This is a genomic window from Methylobacterium crusticola (assembly GCF_003574465.1).
In the GTDB taxonomy this organism is placed as follows: domain Bacteria; phylum Pseudomonadota; class Alphaproteobacteria; order Rhizobiales; family Beijerinckiaceae; genus Methylobacterium; species Methylobacterium crusticola.
The window spans coordinates 13,643-30,337 of record NZ_QOWC01000104.1 but is presented as its reverse complement, the minus strand read 5'-3'; the positions used below and the strand labels follow the sequence as shown (position 1 = coordinate 30,337).

Genomic DNA, 16,695 nt, shown 5'->3' with positions numbered 1-16,695 from the left:
CCCTCAGGTTGGCCGGGTCGTTGTTGCCGGGGTCGTGGTCGAGGGGAGCGCAGGCCAGCACCACACGCGTGACCCGGACCTCGGTACCGGCCGGCAGGTGTTCCAGTGCCGCCAGCTTCAGGCGGCGTCCCCGCCCGCTGCGCCAGGTGCTCTCGGCCGTGTCCCGCCAGCGCCCGTCGCCCAGATGCGAGACGATCTGCCCATGCGGCCGGCCGCAACCCTCGCAGCGGCCCCTGGCGCGCCCGAAGCGGATCGCTGCCGAGAGCCACACCCAGTCGATGGGGTAGAAGTAGCGGTTCTCCGGGCGGATCGGCATCGGCCTCAGCCTCTCGCCGGCTGGCTGCGGGCGCGTGCCTGAGGAAGGTAGCTGTAGAAGGTGAACCGGCTGACACCCAGCCGCCTGGCGATCTCCGCCACCGTGATGCTGCCGGTGTCCAGCAGGGCGCGGCCCACCTCCAGGTCCGCCTCGGACAGCTTCCTGGGCCGCTCACCCTTGCGACTCCGCGCAAGCGCCGCCTTCAGGCCCTCTACGGTGCGCTCGCGGTTGAGGTCGAGGAAGTACTCGGCCAGTGATGATCTCGATCCGCTGCGTGTCGTTTTGCATCGGCGCACGCCTAGGCTTCTGCCTAGGTCGTTACAGTTGCGCCGCGTGTCTGGTCAAAATGGGGCCACTCCACTTCTCGAGCGCCTCAATCGCCCACGAGCGAAACAGGCATCCCGGCGGCGCGACGGCCATGGGAACCGGGTCCTTGTGATTGTTCGGCACCCCTTCCTCGCCGGAGACTTGTATCGCCTCCTCCGTTCGAAGAAGAGTTGCAGCGTGCTCGGTTCGCGGATGCATCGCGATGACCAGATCGAAATCCGTCCCTAATCGCTCGGACATGCCCCTCGTCAGGCCGGTTTCCATGTTGACCTGGACCCGGGGGAAAGGCCCTGGCGAAACTCGCGAGGATTGCCGTGGGTTGGGGCCAGGGGCTTGTCTCAGGGGCTCTGCCGTCCGGCAAAACTCCGGCAAATGTCGGGAGATCATCTGTTGCCCTGCGGCGGTCTCGTTGCGGATCGGAGACGAAACTGCAGCGGCGACATACCCCGCCAGCGCTTGAAGGCGCGTGAGAAACTCGCCGTCTCGGCGAAGCCGAGGGCGTCCGCCACGGCCTCAATCGATAACCGACTGTTCTGGAGGAGGTCGGTCGCTCGCTGCTCGCGAACCTGCTCCACCATTCGGTGGAAGGTCAGGGCATGGCTCGCCAGTTTCCGGTACAGCGTCCGCTCGGATAGTCCGAGCATTCGGCTCGCCTGCGTGGCGCTTGGAAAGTGCGGCGGTGATCGCACCAGGAGCGCATAGACGCGGCTCACGATCTCGTCGCTGACCCGCGCCTCGTCAACGAGGCGCGCGCAAAGCTTGCCGTAGGACTCCTCGAGAAGCGGGCTGGCCATCGGGAGCGATGCTCCCGCGACCCCAGGCTTGAGGATCCATCGGGTCACGGGAGCCTCGAACACCATGGGGACGCCGAGCACGGCCTCGCACTCGTGCCGTCCGTTGCTCGCGTCAAGCACCGTCTCGATCCGGGACAGGGGCGAGAGGGAGGGATGCATGTCGTTGAGGATCTGGGTGACGGCGCCGAGTGCTCGCTCCTGGGAGAACTCTCGGTAGCCCTGCGGGACATGCATGTCCTCGGCCGCCAGCGCGACGACTTCCCCGTTTTCTTCGATCAATTCGTATTGCATCAGGGAATAGGTCAGGGCCGTAAATGACATCAGCAATCGCAGCCCGGCACCGAACGTGCCGGCAGTCAGGACGGCGAGACCAAGCGGCCCGTAAGTCATGAGGCGGTACCGGAGTCCCATCCGGAACCATGCTCCTGGCATGTGCCGGGTTGCCTGCACGAAGACTTCCTGAAGGCGCAGTTCTTGGGCACCCGACAACACGCCATTCGGCTCATTGAGCACGTCGCACGGGATGCCTGCCTCCGACAGAAGTTTCGTCACCGCAAGGCCGGCGTCGCTAATCACGGATGCCATGATCCGCGCGCTCTGGTTCGGCAGGTGGATGGCGGCGAAAGAGTCTGGCCTCATGGGCATCCCTCCGCACGATGATGAATCCCAGTAGCTCCGAACTTCGACTCGGCAGGCACGCCGCGGTAGTTCAATTGGCAGAAACTGTCAAAAATTCGGCACTCTCCGATATTAGCGACGCCGCTGGCCCGTGGGAGAAGCCGGATACGACCAATCGACCGCAGAGTCGGCAGGGACAGTAGAGGGGACGCGATGAGGATCGCAAGACGTGCACTCCTGAGGTCGGGCATCGCCGTCGGGGCCACGGGTCTATCCGGCCTCCGTATGCCTGCACGTGCAGAGGTAAGAACACGGCCGCTGCGGCTCGGTGTCCTGACCGACATGTCGGGCCCCTATTCGGACATCGGCGGCGCGGGCTCCGTACTGGCCACCCGCATGGCCGTTGAGGATATCGGCGGTCGTGTGCGTGATTTGCCGATCGAAGTGATTACCGGCGACCACCAAAACAAGCCCGACATCGGGGCCGGCATTGCAAGGCGTTGGATCGATACCGGCGGCATCGACGCAATTCTCGATATGCCGACGTCCTCAGTGGCGCTGGCGGTTCAGCAGGTCACGCGAGAAAAAGGCATCGCGACCATCTTCGCCACCGCGGCGATCGAGAGCCTGACCAACGAGGAATGCTCCCCGACCAGCGTTCAATACGTCTACGACACCTACTCCATAGCCAATGTGACCGCTAAAGCCTCGATCGCCGAAGGTGGCGACACTTGGTTCTTCGTGACATCCGATAACGGTGTCGGCCATTTCATGGCAAAGACGGTCAGCGATACGGTTATCGCAAGCGGCGGAAAGGTTCTGGGCTCCGTGAAGGCCCCGCTTGGAACTTCTGATTTCTCGTCGTTCCTGCTGCAGGCACAAGCCTCGAGGGCGAAGATCGTCGCCTTCGCAAACGCCGGAACCGACACGATCACGAGCATCAAGCAGGCCCAGGAATTCGGTCTCGTGGCTGGAGGTCAGCGGCTTGTCGGGCTTCTGCTGTTCCTGTCCGACATCCACGGCCTCGGTGTTGCGGCCGCGCAAGGTAGCCTCTTCACAACGTCGTTTTACTGGGACGCCGACGAGGAGACCCGTGCCTGGTCGAAACGGTACTTCGCAAGGACGAACCGGATGCCGAACGACACCCACGCCGGTCTATACTCGGGCGTCACCCACTACCTCAAGGCGGTGCAGGCTGCGGGACCGGTCGGCAGCGACGCGATCCGCTGGATGAAAGCTAACGAGGTCAGGGATTTCTATGCCCGGCCCGGGCGCATCGGCCGGAACGGGCGGATGTACAAGGACATGTATCTCGTCGAGGTCAAGAAGCCTTCTCAATCCAAGTATCCTTGGGACTACCTCCGGGTGGTACGAACCTCGCCGGCGGGCGATTCGTTCAGGCCGGAAGCTGACAGCAAATGCAAGCTGCAAGGCTGATTGGACCGCCGGTGCACACGGGGGGAATACATGGTTGATCGCTTGAAGAACCGCGTCGCTTTCGTGGTCGGAGCAGGGTGCGTCAGCGAAGATTGGGGCAACGGCAACGCGACCGCGGTGCTCTATGCTCGAGAGGGCGCCCGCGTGATCTGCGTGGATCGCAGTCAAGAGGCCGCCGAACGGACGCGAGATCTGATTCTTGGGGAAGGAGGGACAGCGATCGCGCTCCGGGCGGATATCGCCATTTCCTCGACCGTGAGCGAGGCGGTCCATGCCGGTATGGAGGTGTATGGACGTATCGACATCCTGCACAACAACGTCGGCATTCTGGAGATCGGAGGGCCGGAGGAGATCGGCGAGGCGACCTGGGATCGGATCATGGACGTCAATCTCAAGGGCTTCTACCTGACGTCTCGGAGCGTGCTCCCAATAATGACGGCCCAGGGCGGGGGCGCGATCGTCAACATCTCTTCCGTCGCCTCGAACAGGTGGCTCGGGGCGCCGGCGACCACCTATTATGCATCCAAGGCGGCCGTCAACCAGCTCACACAGACGCTCGCGGTCCAATATGCGGCGAGAGGCATACGGTGCAACGCCGTGCTGCCGGGCCTTATGAATACGCCGATGGTGGTCGAGCCTTATCGTGCCCTCTACGGCTCTGTTGATGAGATGATTGCAGCACGTGATGCGGTTTGTCCGACGGGTAAGATGGGCACGCCCTGGGATGTGGCCTACGCGTCGCTGTTCCTCGCCTCGGATGAGGCAAAATACGTGAACGGGGTTCTGCTGCCGGTCGACGGCGGCCTCTCGTGCAAATGCTTTTGAGAGCCCCGTCAGCCGAGGTTTAGCCATGACGATTCTTCACGTTGCGGGTGTTGGAATGACCCCGTTCGGACGCCATTCCGGGGAGACCGTCCGCTCCCTCGCGTCTGCGGCGGCGTTGGAGGCTATGCAAGATGCCGGGTGCGGTCCGGCCATGGTGGACGCCGTCTTCTTCGGCAATGCCGGGCAAGGCGCGATGGAAGGGCAGCACTCCATCCGGGGCGAACTCGCTCTGCGGGATATCCCGTTCCGTCCGGTGCCAATCATCAACGCAGAGAATGCCTGCGCGAGCGCATCGACGGCGTTCTACCTCGCGGTCGCGCATGTCCGTGCCGGGCTCGCGGACGTGGCGCTTGCGGTCGGCGCAGAGAAGATGACAGGTCCAGACAAGGCCCGAAGCGCGGCCATATTCCAGGGTTCCTGGGACGTCCACGATGTCCCGCGCACGACCGCAACGCTGCTCGCGCTTGGCGAAGGGGTCGAAACGCCGCCGGAACACCGGGACACGGGACCTCACAGCGTCTTTATGGACGTCTATCAGGGCTTTACCAAGTTCCATATGCGTGAGTTCGGGACGACCGTCACGCAACTGGCGACCGTATCGTCGAAGAACCACGTCCATTCGGTCCACAATCCGCGTTCGCATTATCGGCAAGCTTTCTCGGTCGACGAGGTCCTCGCCGCGCGAATGATCGCCTGGCCGCTGACGCTGCCGATGTGCTCCCCCGTGAGTGACGGTGCAGCCGCGGCGATCATCTGCTCGGAAGCGGCGCTTGCGAAATTGAGCGGGGGGCGAGCGGTCCAGGTGCGTGCCAGCGTATTGGCCGCTGGCGGGCGGCGCAGGCCGGAAGATTATACGCTCGATTCCGCACATGTGTTGGCGCGGAAGGCCTACGAGGAGGCCGCAATAGGCCCTGGCGACGTGTCTCTGGCGGAGGTGCACGACGCGACGGCATTTGGCGAGATCCAGCAGGCCGAAAACCTGATGCTGTGCGGTTTCGGGGAGGGCGGGCCGCTTGCGGAGAGCGGCGCCACCCGGATCGGCGGACGCATTCCACTCAATCCGTCGGGCGGGCTTGAGAGTAAGGGCCATCCGGTCGGTGCTACGGGGCTCGGGCAGATTTATGAACTCGTCCTGCAACTCCGCGGTGAGGCAGGTCGGAGGCAGGTCGAGGGCGCTCGGGTCGGGGTCGCCGAAAACGGCGGTGGCGTAATGGGGGTCGAGGCGGCCGCCACCGCAATCACGATCCTGAGCGTTTGAACCGGAACGTCGCATGAACATCGCAAGTGTACTGGCGAACACGGCCAGAGCTCAGGGCGACGACCCTGCAGTCTTCCTGGGCGAGCGTCCTGTCTGGACTTATCGCGAGATGGCGCGCCGCGCGGCAGCGCTTGGAGGCGGGTTCCGGCGCCGTTTCGGCGTCACCCGCGGCGATCACGTCCTCCTCTGGGGGCCAAACAGCCCCGAATACCTCGAAGTCATGTTCGCCGCCTGGTTCGCCGGCGCGGCAATCGTACCCGTCAACGTCGCGCTTCACCAGCGGGAGGTCGCCTCGATCGCCGAGAATTGCGGAGCCAAGACCTGCTTCGTGCCGATGGCGAAAATCGGCGCGCTGGAGGCGTGCATGACCTCAGGGCCGCATGTACGCATCCTCCCTCTGGAGCGAACCGCCCTTCACGATCTGCACGGGGACGAGTGCGATCACGCCGAGATCGACATCTCCGACACCGCCTGGATTTTCTACACGAGTGGCACGACGGGGCGCCCGAAAGGCGCGAGGCTAAGCCACCAGAGCCTGCTCGCGATGGCGCTCGCGTATCTCGCGGACGTGGATTTCGTGTCGGCGCAGGACAGTTTCTTCCACCTCGCGCCGCAATCGCATGCAGCCGGGCTGCTGATGCTCCCGCACGTCATGAAGGGCGCGCGGAATGTCGTACCTGACCCGGCCGGTTTCGATCCTGACGAGGTCTGCCGCCTGACACGTGTCTTCGGTTCCGTCACGAGCTTCATGTCACCGACGATGTTGCGACGCTTCATTGCGTCGCCGGCTCTCGACGCGCACGTTATCGCGGGCACGCGAACCATTCTGTGCGGCGGCGCGCCACTCTACGTGGAAGACATGAAGCGCGCCTTGAGCGTCCTGGGCCCGAAAGTCTGGAATGGCTATGGCCAGGGCGAGTCGCCCTGTACCATTTCCGCCCTTCCCAAGGCCTGGCTTGCGGATACGTCCCATCCCGATTTCGAGCGCCGCCTCGCCTCGGTCGGCATCGCACGAAGTGGGCTCGAGATCGCCGTCTGGCAGGAGGACGGACCGCCAAGCCGAACCGGTGAGGGCGAGATCGCCGTGCGCGGCCCCATTGTGATGAGTGGATATTGGGGGAATGAGGAGGCGACCGCCGCGGCAATGCGCGACGGGTGGCTCCTGACCGGCGACCTCGGCGTGATCGACGCGGATGGCCTGCTCACGCTGAAGGGTCGGACCAAAGAGCTGATTATCAGCGGCGGCTCGAACATTTATCCGCGCGAAGTTGAGGAGGTTCTGCTGCGTCATCCCGGCGTTGCCGAGGTCGCGGTCATCGGTGCGCCGGACCCAAAATGGGGCGAGAAAGCCGTGGCCTATATCGTTGCACGTGACGAGAGCGAGGTCACTGCGGCCGATTTGGACACCCTCTGCCTCTCCAACATCGCGCGCTTCAAACGCCCAAAGGAATACCGATTTGTGCCGACACTGCCGAAAAACAACGCTGGGAAAATTCTCAGGGGAGAACTGTAGGCCCCATGCATTCATCGAAATTCAGAATGGGTGGAACACAGAACGCTCGAAGGTCGTGCTTGGTCGAGCGAATTTAGAACCGGTGGCGAGGCGGGATCGGAGTGAGTTCGGTGTTCGATGATGACAGGTTGCCGCCGCTCAACGCAAGCGCAATGGTGCTGCGGTTCGGCATTATAGGGGCGGTGCTCGCCTGTTCAGTTGGCGCTTTCGCGTACACAGGAGGCTGGCTCTCACCGGACCGGCTGACACCTGCCCGGATTGTAGCAGGGTTCGAGCAGGCGAGCGGGTCTCATCCGGGCTTTCGCCGCAATCACGCAAAAGGCCTGTGTGCCACCGGCACGTTCGAGAGCCGCGGCGCAGCGGCTCAGATTTCCAAGGCCGCTCTCTTCGCGCCGGGTCGCGTGCCCCTCGTCGCCCGAGTCGCCTTCGCGGGCGGGATGCCGTTTGTCCAGGACACGCCCGCCCAGGTCCGCAGCCTGGCGCTCCGCTTCCTGCCAGAGGGCCGGCAGGAATGGCGGACCGGCATGATCAACATCCCGGTCTTCCCGGTCACAACCGTGCGCGACTTCTACGACCAAGCCCAGGCCATGCTGCCGGATCCCGCGACAGGCAAGCCCGATCCGGCCAAGATGCAGGCGTTCGTGGCGTCTCATCCGGGCTTCGCGGCTGCGGGTGCGCTGATCGGTAGGCGGCAGATCACGTCGGGCTTCGCCGACACGACCTACAACGCGATCCACACCTTCCGGTTCGTCGCGGCGGACGGCGCAGTGACGCCGGTGCGCTGGTCTGCGGTTCCGCTAGATCCCGTGGTGCCCGCTGACGCGACGGGTTCCGGTGCGGACCCGAACGCGCTCTTCGATGCCCTGATCGCCCGCGCGGCCTCGCGTCCGGTACAATGGCGGTTGATGCTTACACTCGGGCAGCCGGACGACACGATCGACCCGTCCAAGCCTTGGGCCCCGGACCGCCGGCAGGTCGAGGCCGGCCTGGTGACTCTCGACCGTGTCGTGGCCGAGGATGGCGGCCCGTGCACCGACGTGACCTACGATCCGCTTGTCCTGCCGGACGGGATCGAGAGTTCGGGCGACGAGATCCTCGCCGCCCGCTCCTCGACCTATGCGCGTTCGCTACGGCTGCGGGATGGTGAGCAGGGGCAAAAAGCTCGGAGCGCGGTGACGCCGCGCGAAGTCGTTGGACGAGGTCGACAATGAGATCCGCGCAGCAGTTCTCCGCCTTCTCCCGCCTGATCCACTGGGCCATGGCGGCCATGATCATTGCCATGCTGTTCATCGGGGTCGGCATGGTGACGAGCCCAACTGGGCGCTACGCGGAACTCGTGTCTATTCACAAGCCGCTCGGCATTGCGATCCTGGCGCTGGTGGTAGTTCGGATCGTCAATCGCTGGGCCAACCGGCCACCGCCGCTTCCACGCTCGGTGCCGCAGCTCCAGCGAGCCGCGGCCCATACCTCGCACCTCATCCTCTACGGGCTGATGATCGCGATGCCGCTCGTCGGCTGGGGCATGCTCTCCGCGGCCGGCTACCCTATCGTGCTTTACGGGCCGCTCAGCCTTCCGGCCATCCTGCCGCAGAACCCAGGGCTCTACGCGGGGCTGCGCACCGCACATTCGGCGCTGGCCTACCTCTTGTTTGCAACCGTGGTGGTCCATCTCGGCGCCGCGCTCTTCCACGGTCTCATCCGCCGGGATGGCGTGCTGGAGAGCATGGCTTCAGTTGCGCCACGTCGATAATGCCGTGCTCGACGAACACGAGGCGCGTGCGGACAGCCGACCCTCGGTCAACGAGTTCCTCGCCCGCAAGCCGTCCCGCCCGTCATTATGGCCGTCGCGCAGGGCCGCGGCGGCCCTCGACGTCGAGAAATTCGCGAGCATGATCGCGTCTAGAGCATTTTCCGGCGAAGTGGACACCGGTTCGCCGCAGACAATGCGGCAGACTCAAGAACCTGGAGCAGCGGCCGATCGCAGCGTGATCGGATGCTGCTCCAGCGCCGCGAGATTGGACGCTCGCTCAGCGATCAGGCGATCGTGGGTCGCGACATCGCCACTGCGCAGAGCGGCCATAGCTTCCAGGATCACGATCGTGGAGAGCTGGGCCGGAGCGTTCAGGCGAGCAGCCTCCTCGACGAACTCCGCCGCCATGATCGAGGCGGCGGGAGCGAAGGTCGCCACCATGCCGATGCTGCGGCCGGCGGCGAACGCGGCCTCGAACATCGCTTCGTTAGGCTTGAGCACGGGGACCGGGAACTCGGCCGCCGCGCGCTCGATCGCCGGGCCGAAGGCAGAACACGGTGCGAGCACGCCGTCGGCCCCGCTGCGATGGGCATAGCGGCACAGGGCGACGAAACGCTCGATCGTGCGTTCCGAAAGGTCGTCCTCCCGCGCCCTGTCGATAGTGAGACCGTCGTCCAGGAGGCTGACGGTCTCGGCCTCGGGCCAAGCCACCGCGAAGGCGATGCGGGTGGGATCCATCGCGACCGACGTCGCGTGGAGCAGGACGATGCGTGGGCTTGCCATCAGGATGCTCCCGTGCCCGCGTGGTGCGGATTGCCCAGACGCGCTCTCCGGCCGAAGCTGTCTTCGCTGCGGCCGCTCGGGTGGTACTCGCAGCCGATGTGGCCGTCGTACCTGGAGGCCTCCAGGACCCGGAGAGCCGGCGCGAAGTCGATCGTCCCGGATCCGGGCTCGTGGCGCCCGGGATGATCCGCGATCTGCACGTGGGCGATCAGGTCATCATGCGCCGCGATCAGCGCGACAGGATCGCGACCGAGCGACACGCAATGAAACACGTGGAACAGAAGCTTCACGTTCAGACGAGCAAGGGCCGCGATCGCCTCGAGAGCGATCGCCGTATGTCCACGATGTAGTTGGCGATCGAGCCCGGCCCGATCGGTTCGATGAGGACGCCCATCCCCCGCACTGCTGCAGCATTGGCCGCGACAGAGAGGCTTTCCAGATAGGTGTCACAGAGGCACTCGGGCGCTATGTCCGTCGGGCGCACGCCCGCCATCGCATGGACGAGGCGGCAGCCGATTGCCTCGGCGTAATCGAGCGTTGAAACGACCGAGGCGCGGGAATCCGCGGCGCGGTTGGGCAGGGCGGCGAAGCCCTTCTCGCCACGTCACGGGTCTCCGGCCGGAAAGATGATCTGAACGGAGTGGAGCCCGTGCGCATCGCGCGGCGCCGCGATCTCGCGGGCTGGACGCCCGAAGGGGTTGGGATGTCCGACCGCCCGGAACCCCGCCGAGGACGCGGCCGTGAAGCATCTGGGAAGCGGCTGCTCCGTAAAAAACCTGTATGAGCGCTGAAACGGTGAACGAGTGGCGCCCGAGGCGGTGCCGCGAGGCTGCCCTGTCGTTCTGACACCATGCGGCTGATCGCTCCTGGCCGAGGCGGCCTATATTTTCGGTGATCTCGCGCCAAAAGCCGTTCAGTCAGGCCAAAGCACCCGGAATTATCGACCATTCCAGGCACACCTCACCGCGACACATCGCTTCCATGTCGGTCCGTCACGCCAAGGGCCGCGCCGCGAGGCGCTTGAGATACGAGATCCTGCCGCGGTGGATGTGGTCGACGCAGAGTTCGGCGAATGCCCAGCTGTCGCCTTTCCGCAGCATCGAGATCATTGTCGCATGCTGGTCAATCGAGGTCTGCGACCCATCGGCATCCAGGGCGCTGCTCTTCCGGATCGGTAACGTGATGTTCATGTACTGATTGACTAGATCCCGCAGATATTTGTTCCGACAGGCTTCGAAGAGCGTGCTGTGAAACCGGTCGTCCACCAGGTGAATGCCGCGACGATTTCCGCTCTTCACCTCCCGGGCGAATTCGGCGTTGAGGGCGATCAAGGTCTCGACGAGTTCAGGGGCGGCCGGAAGGGGGATCCGCAGCGCAGCTTGGCGCTGGATCAACTCTCGGACCTCGTAGATCTGCTGCACCTCGTCCTCGGTGAACGCGATCACGCGTGCTCCTCGGTTGCGCTCGCGATGCACGATGCCCTTCTGCTGCAGACGCATCAGCGCCTGTCGGATGGCATGTCGGCTGACCGGAAATCTCGCCAGAAGCGCATCCTCGACCAGGCGCGTGCCGGGCGCGAGGTCGCCGTAGATGATCTCTTCTTCCAGCGTATCAACGACGTCGTCCTCTCCCCCCGCCGAGACCTTCATTCCACCTGCTCGCACCATGCCGCTCGCACCGCGGTACCGCGGATGCCTCGTCAGCGTTCTGGCGCGTTTGCCGCCAGCCCTGCAACCGACAAGTTCGGCCTCAGGTGGCACGGTCGTTGCGGATGGCAGCTCGGGTCCATCGCCTTCGGACCGGCCCCTCCCGGAATGGACGCGTCGTGCCTCGCACGCCGCCTCCGCCAGCGAAGCAGCGGCGACGGCGGCGCGGACCCAGCACGATGATTATCGATATCGTCTGCGGAGCAACATCGTGATTGATGCGATTTTCGGCGGCGAATGACTGAAATTTAGGCCGGTTTCGGGATTGCCACCGCGATCGGGGCATATAAGATTATCGATAATTTAGCCCTCTAAGTCGAAGAGGGCTTCACAGCAAGCGCGTGGGCGGGATGGTCCGCCTGGCTGCATTGGACCGGATGGGATAGGCGCCATGCAGGGTGGTTGGAACACGGTGGATGGGATCGAACGCCGGATGGTCGTCTCCGGCGGCATGCGATTCCACACCGTCCAGGCGGGCTCCGGCGCGCCCGTCATCCTGCTGGCCGGCTTTCCACAAAGCAGCTACGCTTGGCGGCGCGTGCTGCCGCTCCTGGCCCCCCACCACGCGGTGATCGCAATCGATCTGCCGGGCCAGGGCGACAGCGATAAGCCGGTGGATGGCTTCGACACGAAGACCACCGCGGAGCGTCTTCACCGCCTCATCCGCGAAGACCTCGGCATCCCTCAATTCTATTTGGTCGGCCACGACATTGGGTCGTGGATCACCTATCCTTACGCGGCGACCTACGGCGACGAAGTCTGGCGCTGCGTGCTGCTCGACGGGAACATTCCGGGCGTCACGCTCCCGGAGACGCTCACGGTCGGTCCGGAGAACTGGAAGAGCTGGCACTTCCTGTTCCATCCGGTGCCGGACCTGCCCGAGATCCTGATCCGAGATCGGGAGCGCGCCTATCTGGAATGGTTCCTGTTCCGCAAGACCGCGAATCCGGCCGCCACCTTCACTGAGGCCGATCTCGCCGAATACGAGAGGTGCCTCCGCCAGATGGGAAATCTGCGCGGAACGCTCGGCTATTACCGCGCCATCTACGAGAATATGGCGCACAATGCCAGTTTGCCGCGTGTCCGCGTCCCTATGCTGGCGCTCGGCGGCGAAAGCGGATCTGCGCCTGGCCTCTACGAAGCGTTGCGCCCGCTCGGCGAGCACGTCGAAGGCGGCGTAATCGCCGAGTGCGGCCATTTTATCCCTGAAGAGAAGCCGGAGGAGTTGAGCGAGCGGATGCTGGCTTTCTTCGCCGCTCACCGGCGCTGACGCGCCGCCATGCACCCGCCCCTCTATCCTGCACGGACGGCGTCGTGACGCCGCCTGCTAGCACGACGGCCTTCCTCGCGACGGCGCCGTCCCGTCGGTCGCTGCGCGACATCGTGGCGGGCGGCGCTGCGCCCCTTCTGCTGCTGCCGGCGGTCCTGTTCGTCACGATTCTGCTCATCGTGCCGACCCTCGAGATGATGGTGGCAAGCGTGCAGACCCAGGACGTGACGGGAACGATCGGGCCACCACTGACCGCTCGGCATTTCGTACGGCTGGTCGACGTCCCACTCTATCGGGACGTGCTCGTGGCAACTTTGCGGATCGCGATCGTCACGGCGTTTCTGTCGGCGCTGGTCGGTTTTCCGGTCGCCATGGTGATCGCGCGCGGACACCCTGTCGCAGCGCGCTGCGTCAACGTGATCATCGTGATGCCGCTCGTCGTGAGCATCGTAGTGCGCGCTTACGGATGGCAGCTCATCCTGGCGAACGGGCCGAACGGCGTCCTGAACGTGATCGGCTCGTGGCTCGGCCTCGGGCGCGTCTCCGTGCGGCTTCTCTACAGCGAGACAGCCGTGGTGATTGGCTCACTGCACGTGTTCCTCGCCATGATGGTGCTGCCGCTCGCCTCCTCGCTCGCCCGTATCCCGCGCCGGCTGGAGGAGGCCGCCGCCACGCTCGGCGCCTCGAGCCTGCGGATCTTCTGGAAGGTCATCCTGCCACTGAGCCTGCCGGGTCTGTCGGTCGGGCTCACCCTGGTTTTCACGCTGACGGCGAGTTCCTTCGTGCTGCCCGTGATCCTGGGCGGCAACAAGTCCCAGATGATCGGCCAGTTGCTGGAGCAGCAGGCGACGGCCGTGTTCGACTGGCCGTTCAGCGCCGCCATCGCCATCGTCATGGTGTCTATGATCTTTGGCGTGAACGGGCTGTCGCTCTGGTTCATCAAGCGCCAGCTCAGCGCTGGTTCCATCGGGGTCGGGCCATGAGCGCCGACGAGCGGATGAAGGGCCCCTGGGCAGTCGCGGCCTATGCGGCGACAGGCTTGGCGATGCTGTTCATCCTGGCGCCAATCCTCGTCACCTTGGCCCTGTCCGTCTCGGACAGCGTATTCGTGACCTTCCCGCCAAAGGGATTCACTCTGGCTTGGTACGGCAAGGTGCTCAGCGATCAGAACTTCCTGGGCTCGCTTACCACCAGCCTCCAGATCGCGACGGCTGCGACCGGCATCACGGTGGTCCTGGGCGTCCCGGCTGCCTACGCGATCGTGCGCCATCCCTTCCCGGGCTCCGGCATCTGCCAGGAGATCGTCCTCTCGCCGCTGATCTTTCCCGTGCTGATCACCGGCCTCGTCCTGGTGAAGTTCTTCGCGGGTTGGGGGATGCAGAACGCCTTCCCCAACATGATCCTGGCGCACGCGCTCGTCACGCTGCCCTACGTGGTGCGGACCGTCACGGCAAGCCTTCTTCTCGCCGACCGCTCGCTCGACGAGGCGGCGATGACGCTTGGCTACAACCCGCTCCTGACCTTCTTCAGGGTGACAATCCCGCAGATCGCGCCCGGTCTCGCCGCTGGCGCGCTCTTCGCCTTCATGGTCTCGCTCGACAACTTCCCGATCTCGATGTGGCTCATCGACGCCCGGACCGTGCCGGTGCCTATCATGCTGTTTCAGAGCATGTCCCGGCTGTTCGATCCGTCGATTGCGGCGATGTCGAGCGTGATGATCGTGATCGGCACGCTCGCCGTGCTGTGCCTCGAAAAGCTCGTCGGTCTCCGGCGCGCGATGACGATGTAGGACGAAGGGGAACAGCATGACGACGGGTTCGACCAGAAGATCGTTCATCGGCGCTGCCACCGGCCTGGGTGCCGCCGCGGGCATGGGCCTCGCCGCACCCGCCGTTCTGTCCGGCCGCGCTTGGGCGCAGGGCCGGTCCATCAGCGTCGGCACCTATAACGGCCCGATGGCCGAGTTCATCCGCACGAAGGTCGTGCCGAGATTCGAGGCGGATCTCGGCTGCAAGGTCTATATCACCGAAGGGTTCACGCTGGCCAACATCGCCCTGCTGCGCCAGCAGAAGGCCAATCCGACCTACAGCGTCATGATGATGGACGATGCCGGCATCCCGATCGCCAGGGCCGAAAGCCTGATCGAGCCGCTCGACGCTGGCCGCGTTCCGAGCCTGAGGAACGCGTTGCCGCGCTACCTTATCAACGACAACATGGGCGTCGCCTTCTCCGTCTCGATCTGCTCACCCTTCATCAACTCGTCGCTGCCGGCAGTGAGGAGCTACGCCGATCTCTGGGACAAGAAGTTCCGCGGGCGCCTGCTCACCGTCTCGCCCAAGCAGGGGACCAGCGTGATGGTCCTGATCGCGGCGGCCTCCGTCGCCACCGGAAAGCCTCTCAAGGAGGCGCAGTACCTGATCGACAAGGGCTTCGAGAAGATGGCGGAACTCAAGCCCAATATCATGACAGTCTACGACAACAATGTAAGCGCGATCCTTCAGGTCGCATCTGGCGAGGCCGATGCCGGCGTGGTGGAATTCTCCAAGTACATCGCGCCCTATACGGTCAAGGGCGCGGCGGTCGAGCAATGCTTTCCCAATGAGGGTGTGTTCGGCGGGGTGAACTGCATGACGCTCGTCAAGGGTGCACCCGATCGGGAACTCGGCGAGGCCTTCATCAGTCGCATGCTCGAACCCAGCGTGCAGAAAGCCCTGTCCGAGGAGATCTACGCCGCCCCGACCGTGCGCGGCGTCGAAGTCAACCCGAAGATCGCGCCTCGCATTGCCTACCCCGAGACACGCATAGAGGAGCTCAACCTCTGCATGATCGACTGGAGCTTCATCAATCCGAAGCGCAGCGAGATCGTTGAGAAGCTCAACCGCATTCTCGGATCCTGAGCGATGCGGCTGGCGTCGGTCGATGTCGAGATCCGCGGGCTGACCAAGGCCTACGGATCCAATCTGGCGGTCAACAATCTCTCCTGCGCGATCGGGAGAGGCGAGATGGTCGCGTTCCTGGGGCCGAGCGGATGCGGCAAGACGACGGCGCTCAGGATGATTGCCGGTCTCGTGACGCCCACCGCCGGCGACATCGTAGTCGGCGGCCGCTCGATGGCTGGCCTCGCCGTCCACAAGCGCAACATCGGCATGCTGTTTCAGAGCTACGCGCTCTTCCCGCACCTGACGGTGGCGCAGAATATTGCTTTCGGGCTCCAGGCCCGCCGGCTCCCCCGGAGCGAGATCGGCAGCCGGGTCGCGGAGGGCATGAGGCTGACGCGGCTCGAAACCTTCGCGGATCGCCTGCCGTCGGCGTTGTCCGGCGGTCAGCAGCAGCGTGTCGCGCTAGCGCGGGCGCTCGTCATCGAGCCGAGCGTGCTTCTCCTCGACGAGCCGCTCGGCGCGCTCGACAAGAACCTGCGGGAGGCGATGCAGCTCGAGCTGCGTCAGATCCAGCAGCGGCTCGGGATCACGAGCATCATCGTCACCCACGATCAGGACGAGGCCATGACCTTGGCCGACAGGATCGTCATCATGCGCAACGGATGCCTGGAGCAAGTGGGCGCTCCCGCCGAGGTCTACAGCCATCCGACCTCGCGCTTCGTCGCCGAGTTCCTCGGTACGGCCAACTTCCTGAAGGGAACGCTGGTGGATCGCCAGGATGACGGGGCGGCGGTGAGCGTTGGTGGCCGGGTGGTTCGGACGCCGGCGGCAGAGGCCGCGCAGGGGGACGAGGTGACGATCTTCGTCCGGCCCGAGGACATCGCCGTGTCGACGGGCGGCGAGTGGCCACGATCGCGTGATGGCCACTGGAACGATGCTCCGGCAACGATCGACAAGGTGAGCTTCCGGGGCCCGGTCACGGTAATCCACCTGACGCTGGATGCGGGCGGCCCCTTCGTCGCGCTCCTCAAGAACGAGCGCGTCACGTCGAGCGCCGTCGCGTTCCAGACCGGCGACAAGGTGCTCGCGTCCTGGCGCGCGTCGAGCAGTAGCGTCCTGCGCGGCGCGTCTTTATCGCCCTCCGCCTGAGCACAGGTTTCGTCAGCAGATCCGCTTCGCCGCGCGCATTGTCGGCCCGCGCGGATCAACCGAAGGCTTC

The 16,695-nt window shown here is 64.8% G+C and carries 17 protein-coding genes and 2 pseudogenes; 11 read left to right on the top strand and 8 right to left on the bottom strand.

Annotated elements, in window-relative coordinates:
* The 4 genes and pseudogenes from DT057_RS22645 to DT057_RS22630 form a co-directional block, all read right to left on the bottom strand.
* Positions 1-316: pseudogene (locus DT057_RS22645) on the bottom strand (HNH endonuclease); the annotation flags it as partial.
* Between the two features lie 5 nt (positions 317-321).
* A pseudogene (locus tag DT057_RS22640) lies at positions 322-573 on the bottom strand (helix-turn-helix domain-containing protein); the annotation flags it as partial.
* Between the two features lie 61 nt (positions 574-634).
* Positions 635-907 (bottom strand): type 2 periplasmic-binding domain-containing protein, encoded by a 273-nt coding sequence (locus DT057_RS22635; protein ID WP_128564363.1) that lies wholly within the window; start codon positions 905-907, stop codon positions 635-637.
* Between the two features lie 119 nt (positions 908-1,026).
* Positions 1,027-2,076 carry an AraC family transcriptional regulator gene (locus DT057_RS22630; RefSeq protein ID WP_162501475.1) on the bottom strand — a complete coding sequence of 350 codons (1,050 nt, stop codon included), beginning with the start codon at positions 2,074-2,076 and terminating at the stop codon, positions 1,027-1,029.
* A 192-nt stretch (positions 2,077-2,268) separates the two neighbouring features.
* Here DT057_RS22630 and DT057_RS22625 point away from each other — a divergent pair, with 192 nt between their 5' ends.
* From DT057_RS22625 to DT057_RS22600, 6 genes are all read left to right on the top strand, one after another.
* Complete coding sequence (locus tag DT057_RS22625) at positions 2,269-3,492, top strand: ABC transporter substrate-binding protein (RefSeq protein ID WP_128564361.1); 1,224 nt, start codon at positions 2,269-2,271, stop codon at positions 3,490-3,492.
* A 30-nt stretch (positions 3,493-3,522) separates the two neighbouring features.
* Positions 3,523-4,317, top strand: a complete 795-nt coding sequence (locus DT057_RS22620) for an SDR family NAD(P)-dependent oxidoreductase (RefSeq protein WP_128564360.1) — start codon at positions 3,523-3,525, stop codon at positions 4,315-4,317.
* Between the two features lie 25 nt (positions 4,318-4,342).
* Entirely contained in the window at positions 4,343-5,575 is a 1,233-nt protein-coding gene (locus tag DT057_RS22615; protein ID WP_128564359.1) for a thiolase family protein, read from the top strand.
* A gap of 13 nt (positions 5,576-5,588) precedes the next feature.
* Positions 5,589-7,088: a class I adenylate-forming enzyme family protein gene (locus DT057_RS22610; RefSeq protein ID WP_128564358.1), complete on the top strand. Its 1,500-nt coding sequence runs from the start codon at positions 5,589-5,591 to the stop codon at positions 7,086-7,088.
* Positions 7,089-7,198: 110 nt separating this feature from the next.
* Positions 7,199-8,299: a catalase family peroxidase gene (locus DT057_RS22605; RefSeq protein WP_238313805.1), complete on the top strand. Its 1,101-nt coding sequence runs from the start codon at positions 7,199-7,201 to the stop codon at positions 8,297-8,299.
* Complete coding sequence (locus DT057_RS22600; protein ID WP_128564357.1) at positions 8,296-8,838, top strand: cytochrome b; 543 nt, start codon at positions 8,296-8,298, stop codon at positions 8,836-8,838. Before DT057_RS22605 ends, DT057_RS22600 begins: the two co-directional genes overlap by 4 nt.
* A gap of 204 nt (positions 8,839-9,042) precedes the next feature.
* Here DT057_RS22600 and DT057_RS22595 read toward each other — a convergent pair whose 3' ends face one another.
* The 4 genes from DT057_RS22595 to DT057_RS22585 form a co-directional block, all read right to left on the bottom strand.
* Positions 9,043-9,621 (bottom strand): aspartate/glutamate racemase family protein, encoded by a 579-nt coding sequence (locus DT057_RS22595; RefSeq protein ID WP_128564356.1) that lies wholly within the window; start codon positions 9,619-9,621, stop codon positions 9,043-9,045.
* Entirely contained in the window at positions 9,621-9,911 is a 291-nt protein-coding gene (locus DT057_RS36200) for a TIM barrel protein (protein WP_203236352.1), read from the bottom strand. Before DT057_RS36200 ends, DT057_RS22595 begins: the two co-directional genes overlap by 1 nt.
* Positions 9,912-9,913: 2 nt before the next feature.
* Complete coding sequence (locus DT057_RS37390) at positions 9,914-10,201, bottom strand: TIM barrel protein (protein ID WP_338103524.1); 288 nt, start codon at positions 10,199-10,201, stop codon at positions 9,914-9,916.
* A gap of 412 nt (positions 10,202-10,613) precedes the next feature.
* Positions 10,614-11,270: a GntR family transcriptional regulator gene (locus DT057_RS22585; RefSeq protein WP_128564355.1), complete on the bottom strand. Its 657-nt coding sequence runs from the start codon at positions 11,268-11,270 to the stop codon at positions 10,614-10,616.
* 448 nt (positions 11,271-11,718) lie between these two features.
* Between DT057_RS22585 and DT057_RS22580 the strand changes: the two genes are divergently transcribed.
* Genes DT057_RS22580 through DT057_RS22560 form a run of 5 tightly spaced genes read left to right on the top strand, consistent with a single transcriptional unit; the run spans position 11,719 to position 16,625 of the window.
* Positions 11,719-12,597 (top strand): alpha/beta fold hydrolase, encoded by an 879-nt coding sequence (locus tag DT057_RS22580; protein ID WP_203236351.1) that lies wholly within the window; start codon positions 11,719-11,721, stop codon positions 12,595-12,597.
* Between the two features lie 44 nt (positions 12,598-12,641).
* The gene (locus DT057_RS22575; RefSeq protein WP_128564354.1) at positions 12,642-13,580 is read left to right on the top strand and encodes an ABC transporter permease; all 939 of its coding nucleotides are present in this window, start codon (positions 12,642-12,644) and stop codon (positions 13,578-13,580) included.
* Positions 13,577-14,386, top strand: a complete 810-nt coding sequence (locus DT057_RS22570; protein WP_128564353.1) for an ABC transporter permease — start codon at positions 13,577-13,579, stop codon at positions 14,384-14,386. The genes DT057_RS22575 and DT057_RS22570 overlap by 4 nt, the downstream gene beginning before the upstream one ends.
* Positions 14,387-14,402: 16 nt before the next feature.
* Positions 14,403-15,494: an extracellular solute-binding protein gene (locus DT057_RS22565; protein WP_128564352.1), complete on the top strand. Its 1,092-nt coding sequence runs from the start codon at positions 14,403-14,405 to the stop codon at positions 15,492-15,494.
* A 3-nt stretch (positions 15,495-15,497) separates the two neighbouring features.
* The gene (locus DT057_RS22560) at positions 15,498-16,625 is read left to right on the top strand and encodes an ABC transporter ATP-binding protein (RefSeq protein ID WP_238314374.1); all 1,128 of its coding nucleotides are present in this window, start codon (positions 15,498-15,500) and stop codon (positions 16,623-16,625) included.
* The last annotated feature ends 70 nt before the right edge of the window (positions 16,626-16,695 follow it).